This is a genomic window from Streptomyces sp. NPDC031670, from assembly GCF_055580545.1.
The window spans coordinates 75,474-88,287 of the sequence record NZ_JBVILC010000019.1 but is presented as its reverse complement, the minus strand read 5'-3'; the positions used below and the strand labels follow the sequence as shown (position 1 = coordinate 88,287).

Annotated in this window: 11 protein-coding genes and 3 pseudogenes; 5 read left to right on the top strand and 9 right to left on the bottom strand. The window is 68.9% G+C overall.

The genetic code is table 11. The annotated features are described in order from the left end of the window. Nucleotides 1–284: 284 nt before the first annotated feature. Entirely contained in the window at nucleotides 285–656 is a 372-nt protein-coding gene (locus ACZ5ID_RS29020; RefSeq protein ID WP_468903659.1) for a hypothetical protein, read from the top strand. A 63-nt stretch (nucleotides 657–719) separates the two neighbouring features. Here the strand turns inward: ACZ5ID_RS29020 and ACZ5ID_RS29015 are convergent. After that, nucleotides 720–1,489 (bottom strand): annotated as a pseudogene (locus ACZ5ID_RS29015) (transposase). Between the two features lie 230 nt (nucleotides 1,490–1,719). On the opposite strand from ACZ5ID_RS29015, the pseudogene ACZ5ID_RS29010 reads away from it, so the two are divergent. Next, a pseudogene (locus tag ACZ5ID_RS29010) lies at nucleotides 1,720–1,827 on the top strand (DUF2267 domain-containing protein); the annotation flags it as partial. Nucleotides 1,828–1,975: 148 nt separating this feature from the next. Beyond that, complete coding sequence (locus ACZ5ID_RS29005) at nucleotides 1,976–2,422, top strand: GNAT family N-acetyltransferase (protein ID WP_468903657.1); 447 nt, start codon at nucleotides 1,976–1,978, stop codon at nucleotides 2,420–2,422. 708 nt (nucleotides 2,423–3,130) lie between these two features. On the opposite strand, the gene ACZ5ID_RS29000 is transcribed toward ACZ5ID_RS29005, so the two are convergent. The 5 genes and pseudogenes from ACZ5ID_RS29000 to ACZ5ID_RS28980 all read right to left on the bottom strand — a co-directional run bounded on the left by ACZ5ID_RS29000 (nucleotide 3,131) and on the right by ACZ5ID_RS28980 (nucleotide 7,630). Next, nucleotides 3,131–3,742, bottom strand: a complete 612-nt coding sequence (locus ACZ5ID_RS29000; protein ID WP_468903655.1) for a lysozyme family protein — start codon at nucleotides 3,740–3,742, stop codon at nucleotides 3,131–3,133. Between the two features lie 338 nt (nucleotides 3,743–4,080). Then, a complete protein-coding gene (locus ACZ5ID_RS28995) occupies nucleotides 4,081–4,284 on the bottom strand; it encodes a hypothetical protein (protein ID WP_468903652.1) in 204 nt (67 codons plus the stop codon). 264 nt (nucleotides 4,285–4,548) lie between these two features. After that, a complete protein-coding gene (locus ACZ5ID_RS28990) occupies nucleotides 4,549–5,187 on the bottom strand; it encodes a dihydrofolate reductase family protein (RefSeq protein WP_468903650.1) in 639 nt (212 codons plus the stop codon). 619 nt (nucleotides 5,188–5,806) lie between these two features. Beyond that, nucleotides 5,807–7,024 carry a pentapeptide repeat-containing protein gene (locus ACZ5ID_RS28985; protein ID WP_468903648.1) on the bottom strand — a complete coding sequence of 406 codons (1,218 nt, stop codon included), beginning with the start codon at nucleotides 7,022–7,024 and terminating at the stop codon, nucleotides 5,807–5,809. A gap of 42 nt (nucleotides 7,025–7,066) precedes the next feature. Then, a pseudogene (locus ACZ5ID_RS28980) lies at nucleotides 7,067–7,630 on the bottom strand (HAD family hydrolase). Nucleotides 7,631–8,085: 455 nt separating this feature from the next. On the opposite strand from ACZ5ID_RS28980, the gene ACZ5ID_RS28975 reads away from it, so the two are divergent. Further along, entirely contained in the window at nucleotides 8,086–8,241 is a 156-nt protein-coding gene (locus ACZ5ID_RS28975) for a hypothetical protein (RefSeq protein WP_468903646.1), read from the top strand. 484 nt (nucleotides 8,242–8,725) lie between these two features. On the opposite strand, the gene ACZ5ID_RS28970 is transcribed toward ACZ5ID_RS28975, so the two are convergent. Beyond that, the gene (locus ACZ5ID_RS28970; protein WP_468903644.1) at nucleotides 8,726–9,796 is read right to left on the bottom strand and encodes an alkene reductase; all 1,071 of its coding nucleotides are present in this window, start codon (nucleotides 9,794–9,796) and stop codon (nucleotides 8,726–8,728) included. 289 nt (nucleotides 9,797–10,085) lie between these two features. On the opposite strand from ACZ5ID_RS28970, the gene ACZ5ID_RS28965 reads away from it, so the two are divergent. Then, nucleotides 10,086–10,559 carry a MarR family winged helix-turn-helix transcriptional regulator gene (locus ACZ5ID_RS28965; protein WP_468903702.1) on the top strand — a complete coding sequence of 158 codons (474 nt, stop codon included), beginning with the start codon at nucleotides 10,086–10,088 and terminating at the stop codon, nucleotides 10,557–10,559. A 301-nt stretch (nucleotides 10,560–10,860) separates the two neighbouring features. Here the strand turns inward: ACZ5ID_RS28965 and ACZ5ID_RS28960 are convergent, their stop codons facing one another. After that, nucleotides 10,861–11,520: a response regulator gene (locus ACZ5ID_RS28960; RefSeq protein ID WP_468903641.1), complete on the bottom strand. Its 660-nt coding sequence runs from the start codon at nucleotides 11,518–11,520 to the stop codon at nucleotides 10,861–10,863. Next, on the bottom strand, nucleotides 11,517–12,686 hold the full coding sequence (locus tag ACZ5ID_RS28955; RefSeq protein WP_468903639.1) for a sensor histidine kinase: 1,170 nt from the start codon (nucleotides 12,684–12,686) through the stop codon (nucleotides 11,517–11,519). The genes ACZ5ID_RS28960 and ACZ5ID_RS28955 overlap by 4 nt, the downstream gene beginning before the upstream one ends. Nucleotides 12,687–12,814: the final 128 nt, after the last annotated feature.

The window sequence follows — 12,814 nt, the reverse complement described above, 5'->3', positions numbered from 1 at the left end:
CAGCAGAGACGCTGGACAAGTCTCACCGTCCCAGGCAAGGAGGTATTTTCGCTCTCTCGGCAGCATCTGGACTGACCTCGACTGAAACACCGAGATCCATCCTTCCACTTCTGCTACGCGCATATCGCCAGCAGATGGGCACAAAAGCGAGAGGCAGCATCTCCGTGCGCTCAAGGAGTGAGGCGACGGACACCCCCGAAGCCGTTGGCCTATTCACCATCGCCGGGACCCCACACGGCCCCTATCCCGGCATAGCCGCTGATGAGACCGACCCCCACGGAGCCGTGACCGTCAGTTACGTCACCGCTCGCCAGCTTGTGGACGACATCAACCGCGATTCTGGTGCGTATTCCGGTATCTGGCACCACTCCGTGCTGCAGATCATCGGGAATCGTGCCGACCAGGAACAGCCTGCGAGCATGCATTTCACGCCCGATGCACATAAGCGCTACGCAATCGGAGGGGTGTGGCGCTGGGACGACTGGAATGGCTGGGGTGAGACCGGATTCCCGCGCACCCGCACCCAGGCATTTGCCCTGGGTGTCGTAGAATACTGCTATACGCGCGGCACTGCGCTCCCCGCTCACCTCCGCGAACCCTATGCCCAGGGGCGCGCAGCAGCCCATGAAGTCACCCGCTATCGGTACGCCTGCTGAGTGCGGCCTAAGGGCTGTCCCGTAAATGATCTCTGGTAGGCCGGGTGACCTGTCAGTTCTGCGTCACGCGGCGAGGACGAGGTTGTGCAGGCGGGCGATCCCGAGCATGGGGTGGTGGACGCCGTCGCCTTTCAGAGGCAGTCGCGGAGGATCTTCCAGCCCTTCATCCGGGCGAAGACGTGCTCGACGCGGGCACGGACCTTGCGGTGGGAGGCGTTGTGCTCCTCCTTCCAGTCCGGGAGTTCGCTCTGGCCCTTCTCGCGGCGGTGCGGGATGACCAGGCCGGTGCCGCGGTAGCCGCCGTCGGCGATGACTGTGGTCGTGCCGACGGCGTCTTTCGCGCCGGAAAGCTCCCAAGCCGTGCAGTCGTTGCGGTTGCCGGGCAGCGGCCGGCCAACGGCGACGACGAGCCGGGTGTCGGCGTCGATGACGACCTGGTGGTTGGTGGAGTACCGGTAGTTCTTGGACTGCTCGGCGACGGTGTGGTCGCGGGTGGGAACGAGGGTGCCGTCCACGATCAGCACGGTGTCCTTGCGGAACCGCTTTCGCTGCTGGAGCGCGAGCTCAGGGCCGAGGTGGTCGATGATGCGGTCGGCGGCCGACTTGGACACCCCGAACAGCGGCGCGAGTTGGCGCAGGGTCAGGTTGGTCCGCCAGTAGGCCGCGACCAGCAGGACCCGGTCTTCCAGCGGCAGGCTCCAGGGCCGGCCCTTGCGGATCGGGTCGGCACCCTCGCGTCGCAACGCGGTGATCAGCTTGTCGAACTGCCGCGGGCTCAGCCCGGTGAATGGGGCTATCCAGGACGGCTCCGACGCCGTGATCACACCAGACACAGCAAGATCATCTCACCCGTGACCAGCACTTACGGGACAGCCCTTAGGCGCCGCCAGCGGAGGGTGGGAGTTGCCTGGGCCGCCTGGGCCGCCGCGGAGGTACCGGTCCCAGACAGTCAGGGCCGGCCGAGTCCCCGTAGAGCCACCCGGCACCGCACCAGTCGCCGTAGTCAAGGGTGCCGCAGGCGGCACCAGACGATGATCCGCTTGCCCGGCACATCGCCGTTGCACTCTTGGCACACCTGCCGGAGGAATTCGCCCTGATCCTGCTCAACCCGCTGCCAAGCGCCGAGCCACTGCCACCCGAGCGGTTCGTGCGAGCGACCGCGGTCGGCATCCCGACTTTCGCAGAGCCGCACAGTCCCTTCTTCACCCTGACGGCGACCCGACTAGTGACTTCGGCCCGCCGTCAGCAGCCCTGACCTGCGTCTGCCTGCAAGGCAATCGCAGTTGACGCGTCATGGCGCGCCCCGGTTGGCTGGGCCGATGACCGACCTGCGCATCCAAGCGGTAGCCGACGACGCCTCGATCCACGATTGGCAGTACGTCCACAATTTGATCATCCCTGGTGACCCGCTGTCCTTCGACGACGTACGTGACCGCACCGGCCGCAATCGTATGGAGGTCGCCTTTCTCGGCGACGTCCTGGTCGGCTGTACGACCGTGCGCCCACCCACCAAGGACAACAACGCCACCGCCACGGTCATTGCCCGCGTACTGCCCGGGTATCGCCGCCGCGGCCTCGGCACCCGACTCTACGAGCGCGCCCTGGGCCAAGCCCGCGCATTGGGTGCTCAGACCGTCGAGACGGTCGTGCTGGCCAGCAACCCGGACGGACTGCACTTCGCCAAACAGCAAGGCTTCGTCGAGCTCGAACGCTATCTGCTGCGCGAGGGCGACACCGTGCCCTGGATCGACCTGCGCCTGGCTTGATTGACCCGCCAAGCCCTGCAAATCCGCCCACGAGTGACGCCTACCGTGGATGGCCAGAATGGAATCGTTGTGTCAGGGCGCATGGGGCCGACGAGCCACCTCGACGGCTATGAGCGGGGCTCGAATTGTGCGTACCGCGCGAGCAGGCTCTCCTCTGCTCGGAAGCCGGTCTACGGCCGTGGCATAGTCACTTTTTATGCATCTTGCTGGACAGAGACAGGCGTTGTATTGGGCGACCGAGGGTTTCCATACCTCAGGATGATCCCTCGGCGCGTCGGCAAATCGGGACAGGGGACCAGGACAGGCCGGTGATCCGACCTCGTCCTCCCGCTCTCGGCGGACCTCGTCGTGCAGGTCGTCAACGGCCGCACGCGTGGGCCCCTCCCGGATGCGCCGGCGATAGTCGGCCTCCCACGCGCCACGCCGTCGGCAACGTGACCGGGGCGCGGGCTGCCGGGCGGGGAAGACGACTCCCCCCAGCCGTCGCGCCGCGGGTCCTCGTCTCCGTCCTGGCAACTTCAGGATCCGGTCGGGTCGCAGGGTGGCCAGGGCGCCCTCGTCGTGGGCGATCAGCTCGATGGGGCCCCGGGTGACCGTCCAGGGCGCCCGGTACCTCGTCGCGGGACGCGGGGTGTCCCGGCCGTCCGGGTCCCGTCGGTGCTCCAGTCGGCCCGGCCAGTGTGAACGCTCACCCCGATTACCGTCTTCTCACGCCTCTTGTTCGAATCTCCTCAGGGCGGCAGCGGCTCGGGCCTGGTAGGTGCGGTACCGGCGCAGATAGGACCGGGCCATCGGGCCGGGAGGCACGCCCCGGGCGAAGGCACGCATATTGCGTTCGCCCGCGTTGTAACCGAGGGCGAGGAGCTCGTCGCGGGTATAGCGGCGCACGTGCCGCGCGGGCAGGCGCGCATCGAGGTCGCTCAGGTGCAGGGCAGCCGCGCGGATGGCGAAGGCGGGGTCGTCGCGCAGATCCTGCCATCGCTGGGCGAGGCCATGCGCGCGGCGCACCGCCTCGAAGGTGGCGTTGTGCATGTTGGCCACCCCGAAGGACGCGCCCGGCTTCCACCACTGCCACAGCCGTTCCCACAGCGGGTGGTGCGGCTTGTACGCCTCGTTGTACAGCACTGTCATGACCAGCAGGGGCGACACCCGCGCCTCGGCGGCGCCGCGCACCACGCATTCCACGTAGTCGGCGGGATCGTAGGCCGTGGGCCGCAGCGGGGGCGTGGGCGCGGCCTCGGACGGGGCGGACGGCTCCGGCGCTCCGCCGGACCGGCGTGATACGGGCGCGTCGCCGGATCGGGGTGAGGTCGCGGGCACGCGACCGCCTCCCGCCGGTCGTGACCGTGGCTCCGGCGACGCCAACTCGGCCATCGCGGCCCTCCTTTCCCTGCGGCCGCCCGCAGGACAGATCATCCACCGCTTCGCAGCCCGCATGCCCCGGCACAACGACCCCAGTCGCGGCCGAACGGCGCAACGGCCCCGCCCGTCCGGGCACGGCGGATGCAGCCGTTTCTCCTGCCCGTAGACCCCTCCTATGCTCAGGGAAAGTCGTAGCCGCCCGCGCGGACCCAGGCGTACGCGCGACAGTGGGCGAGAAGCGAGGGGCAGCCCGTCACGACCAGCCGCCCCCCTTCTCTTCGCCCTACCTCACCACGTCACCGCGTGAGATTGACGGTGAACTCGTTGGTCGGTTCGTCGCAGTGTGCTACCTTGCCCGGCTGGTTCCCCGGGCCGTCGCCGACGATGGAGGCCGGGAGGTTGACCGCCCATGGGTTGCCGCCGTTGTCGCGGCCGCCCGGCGAGCAGAGACCGTAGGCGTTGCCGTTGGAGGCGCTCACGGGGAGGTTGGAGAAGCTCACGCCCGGCCGTGATGTGCTCATCGCGGAGGCCGACCCGCCTGGCGTCAAGGCTGGCAGTGCCTCCGGGCGGGGCAGGTCGGGCAGCAGACCGGTCATTGCCGCAGGAGGGGCGGTCGTGGCAGAGAGGTAGGCGGGGACTTCACCACTCCCCCGCCTGGGTGAGAAGCTGCGCCCCCAGGTTCTTCCCGATACGGCGACACGCCACTCCTCGCAGGCGCCCGGGGGGCAGGCTCCATCCACAGCGGCAGCCCCTGAACCCGCGCGTCAGCGGCGGACCAGCACCGCGTGCGTGACGGTCGGCGAGCCGACCAGCTCAGAGACCCGGTAGCCGTCGATTCCGTCCCCCAGATCGTCGAGCAGCCGCTCTCCACGCCCGATGAGCATCGGCGCGATTACCAGGTGGAGCTGGTCGATCAGCCTGGCGCGCAGATACTGCTGGATGACCGCTGCGCCGCCGCCGATCCGGACGTCTTTGCCGCCCGCGGCGTCGAAGGCGCGCTGCAGCACCGTCTCCAGCGGCTCGTCGGTGAAGTGGAAGGTCGTTCCGCCGGCCATCTCCAGCGCCGGGCGCAGATGGTGGGTGTGCACGAAAACGTCGTGGTGGTAGGGCGGGTTGTCGCCCCACCAGCCCTTCCAGGACTCGTCCTCCCACGGCCCGCGCTGCGGTCCGAACATATTTCGCCCCATGATCGTGGCGCCGATATTCTGCTCGCCCCGGACGAAGTAGTCGACGTCGATTCCGGTCCTGCCCGCGGCCGAATCCTCCGACGCGGACACAAACCAGCTGTGCAGGTCCTCACCCCAGCCGACGCCGTCGCCGAACGGGGCGTTCAGTCGCTGGTTCACGCCGGCCGCGAAGCCGTCGAGGGAGATCGTCACGTTGTGTACGCGGACCTTCGGCATGGCCTTACCTTTCGTGTGGTTGCTCTTCTCTCACTCCTACGTCGAACAGAGCGCGCCGGAATCGACACCGCCGCCCACATTCGTTCGGCGGCCCACACCGGTGCCCAGCACCGCGCCCCGGCGCCGAATGCGCGGCCCGGGCGGAGCGCCGCGACAGGCAGCATGCCGGCGCCGCCCAGACGGCGCTGTCTACTCCTCCGGATGAAACGGTCGTCGCATACCAGGGCTGTCCCGCAGAGTGCCGATCGGCTCGGCACCAACCTCATGCGCCAGCACGTCCAGGGGGTCGACCAACCGTGAGCCTCCCCGAGCCGACGGCAGGGGACGTACTACGCTGAGGCGAGGTCGCCAGCCCCCGAGCTCCGCGCGGACTTCCCGCCCACCCGCCCCCGCCGACGCCCCGGGCAGGGGTCCGGCACAGCACACGCGAGTGACGCGGAGGGTCCCCGTCGTCGGACCGGGGTCTGCTCGGCTTCCCTTCGTAGGGTATGGGCAAGCAAGGGGCCCCGCCTGCTCTCAGCGGGGCTCCTTCCCGCTCCCAGGCCCGAGTGGCGGCTCCCCCAGCTGGGCGTAGCGGACCGGCCGCACGTCGCAGGACATCTCCGTGTGACCGGCAGGCTCACTCTCCTTCCTCCGGCACGGACTGGCCCACCGAGGGGTAGAAACGGGCGGGCAGAACCGTCTCCTTACTTACGTGCGCGGCCAAGACGTGTTCCATCCTCAGGCCGCACGCCTCCGCGAGGGTCGCACCCACAAGGTCGGTCTCCTCCAGCGTCAAACCCCGCAGGTCGGCCCCCGTCAACGTCGCAGCCGCCAGGTTGGTCGCCATCAGCTTCGCACCCCGCAGGTCGGCCCCTGTAAGCGTCGCATCAACAAGGATGGCTCCCGTCAGCTTCGCTCCCCGCAGGTCGGCTCCCGTCAACGTCGCACCCAGAAGAAGGGCGTCGGTCAGCGTGGTCACCATCAGATGCGCCTTGGTCAGGGTGGTCCCTGCCAGGTTGGCACGAGTGAGGTCGGCGAATCGAAGGTCAGCTCCGGCGAGGTGCAGACCTTCGAGGTCGAGCTGTTCGCGGGCATCGACATGGGTACGGGACTCGGGCCGGGTCAAAGCCGTGAGCGCGGCCTGGACGTCCCCAGCAGGCCTATCGGGCAACGGCTCCTGCGCCGGCCCAACAGAACCGGCCGGGCCCCCGGTGATGCCGGGGGCGTTGGGTGCAGGGCGGGCTTTGGGGGCCTGGGCGCGGATGAAGTGCCCCAGCACCCGGGCCGCGTCCGTGGCCGCCTGCTCGGGAGCGTCCTGCACGATCTGCTCCAGCGCGAGAACCCCGCCGATGCGTACGTAGACCTCGGGTGAGCCGAGGCGTTCCAGGGCTTTGGTGAAGCGGTCCGTGATCTGCCCGCGCCGGGCCAGGCGATAGGTGCGGGCGGTGTACAGCAGTGCGATACCAGCTCCGAGTGCGGCCACCAGTGCGACCAGCGATGTCCGTAGGCCCGTGACCAGGGCGGCGGAGCCCTTGCGGAGTTCGGTGTCGTCCAGGTACTTGCCGTCGAACCAGTGCGGCCCCTGCCATAGCAGCACAGGCAGGCCCACCACCAGCGCAAGCGCCCCGAGCACCAGACCGGCAGCCGAACCCCGGCGCCGCCGAACAACGGCCCGCCGCGCCCGCACCCGCCGCTGCTCCAGAGCCGTCAACCCCGCGAAAGCGGCCCGCCGCCGCCGTATCGCACGCACCGGATGCCACACCCAGACGGCACAAGAACGCAGACTCATCCCCCGACCATGCCCCAACGCCCCGGCTGCGGGGGCGACTTCACCAACATCACCCAGCTCGGGCATAGCGGAGACGGTTCACTCACCGGGGCACCAGCCACAGCAAGGTCATTCCGCTGTGGCTGCGGCTTCCCGCCGGTGTGGGAGGGCTCCAGAGGTGAAGGCAAGGATGTCGCCGACCGCTTCACGCAAGGAGGCGAAGTGGCGATGCACGCCGTCGGCCGCTGTGGAGGTGTTGACTCCCCACACGGTCATCCCGGCGCGCAGCCCGGCCTGCACTCCCGAGGGGGCGTCCTCGATGACCAGGCAGTCCTTCGGGTGGGCTCCAAGACGCGCGGCCGCCTACAGATATGGCACCGGTGACGGCTTGCCTTCTTCCACACAGGCCGCGTCCACCACGACCTCCGGCAGCGGCAAGAGAGTCCGTGCGAAACGGCCACGTACCCGGTGCTCATAGTTCGACGTCACCAGCGCCCAGGTCCCGGGCCGCAAAGCGTGGAGCAGTTCTGAGGCACCGTCGAAAGCCGCGTAGATGCCGGTGCGGACGTCCTCGTCCTCGAGCTCGTGCAATGCGTCAAGACACTCGTGAGGATCCTGGTCCGGAGCGATCTGCGCGAAGGTCTCCATCGGCCGGGTCCGCAGCGCCACCCGGTAGACCTCATCAGCGTCCAGCCCATATCGGTCTGCTCACGTCCGCCAGACCCGCCGCTGATTGTCCAGGGCATCGATCAACGTGCCATCGACGTCAAACAGGACATACTTCACAGCGCCAGACGGCCAGGATTCACTGATCATCCGCCGATCATGCCACCAGTCCCTGAACAGGCAAGGTGCAGGAAAGACCTTGAGGTCTAGGGTGCAAGTGCTGGTCACAGCTGGGCGTTGGTCGGCAACTGGGTGCGGGATTCGTGCATCGCGGAGTCCTGCCACTTGACGAGGCCGTCGGTGTGTAACAACAAGGTGTCTCCCGACCGCCGTTGCACCTCGTCCTCCTCGTAGCGACCTCCGCGACTGGTACACCGCTGCTCCCTGCCATCCGGGCTCAGCAATGACGCCCTTCCCTGCGCGCAGCGGGGGCTGCGAAGGGCGTGGGTGACCCGGCGGCACGGGGAGGCGTTGAATGACACATGACGGCCTCGGCGGCCAGGCTCCAGTCCGTCATGGGCGCCCAGGGCAATAGCGAGGCGGTTCCCGCGGCCGCACTGGAGCCGATCTTCACCGCGCTTGCCCGCCGCTGGGAAAACACCGGCCGTCTCGTCCCGGGCCGCTACGACGAGGAATAGTATGGGCCGGGGCCTGGCGGTCTGGCCGGGCGCCTGCAGCCGCGTGCACGATCTGTGCAAGACGGGCAACTGAGGGGGCGCCCGCGCCGTCCAGCTCCACGAAGGCGTGTCCATCGACCGGTTCGCTGCCGCGTACCGACGGCAGGATGATCCCCACCCTCGCCAGCGCCTCGCGCAGTCCGGCCGCAGCAGCCAGGCCCGCCGCCGTCGCCTTCAGCTCCCGCGCGACCCGCTCCTGGCGGTCAGTGGAGGTGACCGGTGGGGGCTCATCATCCGCTGTTCCTTTACCTCCAGGGGAATGCGGCCGACGGCCCCGCTTCCCCTGCCCGACCCGGCCGACGTGCGACACGAGGCGGCCAGCAGCCGGCTTTGTTATGTCGGCTCCCGCTGTCCCATGCCAGCGGGGGGTCTTCCCGATACAGCGACACCCCACTCCTCGTGAGCCCCAGGGGGGGCAGGCGTCGCCAGCGCGAGGCGGTTGTGGTCAGGCGTTCAGGGCGGGGTAGTCGGTGTAGCCGTGGTCGTCACCGCCGTAGAAGGTGGCCGGGTCGGGGGTGTTGAAGGGACCTCCCTGGGCCAGGCGGCGGGGCAGGTCGGGGTTGGCCAGGAACATCGCCCCGAAGGAGACGAGGTCGGCGGTGCCGTCCTCGATCAGGGTGAGCGCGTCGGGGCCGGTGGCCGCCGGGTGTGTGAAGGGGTTGAGGATGAAGGCGCTCGGCCAGTCCTTGCGCAGGCGGCGGGTCAGATCCCGGTCGGGGCGTTCCATCAGGTGCAGGTAGGCGAGCCCCAGGGGCGCCAGGCGGCTGGTGAGAGCTCCGTAGGTCTCTTCCAGGTCACGCTCGGCGATGTCGTTGAAGGGGTTTCCAGGTGAGATGCGGATGCCGGTGCGGTGGCCTCCGATCGCGTCGGCGACCGCCGTGGCCACCTCGACGGCGAAGCGGATGCGGCCCTCGACAGTGCCGCCCCAGGCGTCGGTGCGCCGGTTGCTGTTGGGGGCGAGGAACTGGTGGATGAGGTAGCCGTTGGCTCCATGGATCTCCACCCCGTCGAAGCCGGCGGCGACCGCGTTGCGCGCAGCGGCGGCGAAGTCGGCGATGGTCCGCCGGATCTCGGGTTGCGTGAGCTCCTTGGGGGCCACCATGTCCTTCGGGCCCTGGTGGGTGAACACCTGCCCCCTGGCGGCCACGGGCGAAGGACCGACCGGAAGCATGCCGTCAGGCAGAAGGCTCGGATGACCGATACGGCCGGTGTGCATCAGCTGCGCGAAGATCACACCGCCCCGGCGGTGCACGGCATCGGTGACGGCGCGCCATGCACTGACCTGCTCGGCCGAGTGCAGGCCCGGTGTGTCGGGGTAGCCCTGGCCGACGGCCGAGGGCTGCACGCCTTCGGTGACGATCAGCCCGGCGCTCGCCCGCTGCGCGTAATAGGTGGCCGTAGAGGCGGTGGGGGTGGCGCCCTCGCCGAAGGCGCGGCTGCGGGTCATCGGAGCCATGGCTATGCGGTTGGACAGGCGGTAGCCGCCCAGGGTGAAGGGTTCGAATGCGGTGGTCACTGTGCGCTCCTTGTAGAGGCGTGGAACGGGGCTGCGCCCGGGAAAGGCAGCAGTTACCTGTCCGAACAAGTAAAAGCCGAAGAACATTCCGCATGACCTGTGACCTGGGTCACGCAGCGTCTCCCGGCCCGCTGATAGCGGCGTTTCGCTGAGGAAAAGGCACATCGTGGTGTAGCTGGATATGCTGTTTCCTGTCCGGGCAGACAGGGGGTTTCGCGTGCAGAACGGGGATGCGGTGGACGAAGCAGGGCCACAGGACAGCGAGGGCGCCGGGGCCGCGACGGTCTCGGTGCCGGCTTCCGCCGGGAATGGTCCCATCAGTCATGCGATCTTCCGCGTCGCCCGCCTGCACCGCATGCTCGCCGGGCAGCTGCTGCGCCGCGTCGGGCTGCACCCCGGCCAGGAACTGGTGATGATGCAGCTGTGGGAGCTGGGACCGCAGCGGCAGACCGACCTCGTGCGCCTCCTGGACTCCGACGCCGCCACCATGACCCGTACCGTCCAGCGCCTGGAACGCGCCGGATTCGTCCGCCGGCACCCGAGCGAGACGGACAGGCGTGCCGTCATCATCGAGCCCACCACCGCCAGCCAGGCACTCCGGCGGGAGGTGGAACAGCTCTGGGAACAGCTCGAAGAGCTCACGGCCGCGGGCCTGACATCCGAGGAACGCGGCAATGTGCTGCAGACACTGGAAGGTCTCGAGGAACGGTTGTCCGCGGCAGCAGCCTCCTCGACCCCGAAGGGGGCCGTTTCCCCTCGGTGACCCGTCCGCAACGTGCCTTCGTCGGTGGCGTCGGGGTTGAGGGATGCGATGCCGATGATGCTCCGCACCCCGTGCTCGAGGGATCGACAGGAAGTCGTACGACACCCACGACACCGGCGTACGGACGGCGGCGCAGTCGTCAACAACGGTGAGTCCTTCGTCGGCGTGCTGCGGGATGAGCCTGGGCACGTACGGCTGCCGAAGAACGACGACCAGCATGGAAAGCGAAATGAGCCGCTACCGCGATGTGCATAGTGGTGCAGGGCGGCCCTACGCTGACCTGGTCATTCGCGGGTGAACCTCACCGCGGGAGCGCGACCAGGCCCGTCTCGTAGGCGAGGATGACGAGGTGGACCCGGTCGCGTGCGTCGAGTTTGGTGAAGAGCCGCGCAAGGTGGGCCTTGGCGGTGGCCACGCTGATGGTGAGCTCTTCGGCGATCTCGGTGTTGGACAGGCCGCGGCCGACGAGTGTCAGGACCTCGCGTTCCCGGTCGGTGATGCCGTCGAGCACCGTCCTGCAGGCGGTGGCGGGGTCGGGCCGTGCCGCGAATTCCTCGATGAGACGGCGGGTGACGCTCGGAGCTATGAGGGCATCTCCGGCGGCGACGACCCTGACCCCGTCGAGGATGGTCTTCAGCGGCATGTCCTTGACGAGGAAGCCGCTCGCTCCGGCACGAAGCGCGCCATAGACGTACTCGTCGTCGTCGAAGGTGGTGAGGACGAGTACGCGGGTCTTCGACTCCGGATCCGCGTTGATCCGGCGGGTGGCCTCGATGCCGTCCATGCCGGGCATCCGGATGTCCATGATGGCGACTTCCGGCCGTAGCCGTTGGACCAGCTCCACCGCCTCGGCACCGTTCCCGGCCTCCCCCGCTGCCTCCAGGTCGGGAGTGTCGGCGATCAGGACGCGTAGACCGGAACGGATCAGGGGCTGGTCGTCGACCAGAACGACACGGATCATCGTCCCGCCTCCCCTGGCACCGGCAGCCGGGCGGCCACGCGGAAACCGCCTTCCGGACGCGGCCCGGCGCTGAACTCACCGTGCAGCAGACTGACCCGTTCGCGCATTCCGGCGATACCGTATCCGGAGCCTGCGACGGTGCCGCCCGAGCCGAGGTCGACGATATCGACGGCCAGCTCGTCGGGGCGGTAGTCGACCGTGACGCTGCAGTCGCGGGTGCCGGAATGCCGCACGACATTGGTGACCGCCTCCTGGATGATACGGAAGGCCGCCAGGTCGACGTCGGAGGGCAGGTCGCGTCGTTCCCCCCGCCACCGGACGTCGACCCGGACCCCGGCGGCCGTGGTCGTCCCGACCAGCTGACCGATGGCGGCCAGACCAGGGAGCGGATCCAGCGGCGCGGACTCCGGGCCACTCCGGCGCAGCGCGCCGAGCATCCGCCGCAGGCCGGCGAGAGTCTCCCTGCTGGTGGCCTCGATGGCCTCCAGCGCGTTGCGCGTCTCGGCGGGCTGGGTGTCCATGACCAGGCTGCCCACACCGGCCTGGATGGCAATAATGCCGATGTTGTGGGCGACCATGTCGTGCAGTTCCCGGGCGATCCGCAGCCGCTCGGCGGTTACCGCCTGCTGCGTGGCCTGGGCGCGTACCGTGTCCGCGTGCGCCCGGTTCTGACGGATCGTGTTGCCGATCAGCCAGGCGATGACGACGGTCGACGCTAGGGCTGCCGGCACCGAGAGGTTGAAGAAGTACCCGCGTCCCAGCCGCCAGGCCGTGTACGCGGCCAGCACACCGACCGGGAGCACGGCCGCGAGGACCGAAACACGCCGCGAGCGGGTCGCAGCGGTGTAACCCACGCCCGCGTCGGCCAGGAGGAAGAGAACGAACGGTGTCTCCCGCACCGCCATCCCGAACGAGAACGAGGCGCCCGCGAGCGCCATGGCCACAGCCGCCAGCGGGGCGCGGAACAGCAGCAACGCGCCCAGAGTTGTGACGACGGCGGTGACCAGCAGCGGTGCGTCCTCGGTATTGCCGTCGTACCGGAGCAGATGCTGCAGTTCGTCCGGCCGCTGGAACGTGCGTACCAGAATGAGAGCCGACCAGAAGGCCGCCACCCACACACCCGGTGGCACGCGTTTGAGCAGGGGCGGATGAGGAGTGGCGATCATCAGCCGATCCTATCGAGGCGCTCCCCACCGGGGCATTGGCCTACAGGCGTAATCCCCCGGGCTACCAGCAGGGCTCACCAGTGTGAACCGCAGGCCGATGCCGACTCCACGCCCTCCCCGGCAGCTTG

Excerpts from the sequence above, each read along its gene's own strand:
- ACZ5ID_RS29005 (WP_468903657.1), top strand. The coding sequence starts at position 1,976 with ATGACCGACCTGCGCATCCAAGCGGTAGCCGACGACGCCTCGATCCAC.
- ACZ5ID_RS28990 (WP_468903650.1), bottom strand. The coding sequence starts at position 5,187 with ATGCCGAAGGTCCGCGTACACAACGTGACGATCTCCCTCGACGGCTTC.
- ACZ5ID_RS28985 (WP_468903648.1), bottom strand. The coding sequence starts at position 7,024 with ATGCCCGAGCTGGGTGATGTTGGTGAAGTCGCCCCCGCAGCCGGGGCG.
- ACZ5ID_RS28975 (WP_468903646.1), top strand. The coding sequence starts at position 8,086 with ATGACGGCCTCGGCGGCCAGGCTCCAGTCCGTCATGGGCGCCCAGGGC.
- ACZ5ID_RS28960 (WP_468903641.1), bottom strand. The coding sequence starts at position 11,520 with ATGATCCGTGTCGTTCTGGTCGACGACCAGCCCCTGATCCGTTCCGGT.
- ACZ5ID_RS28955 (WP_468903639.1), bottom strand. The coding sequence starts at position 12,686 with ATGATCGCCACTCCTCATCCGCCCCTGCTCAAACGCGTGCCACCGGGT.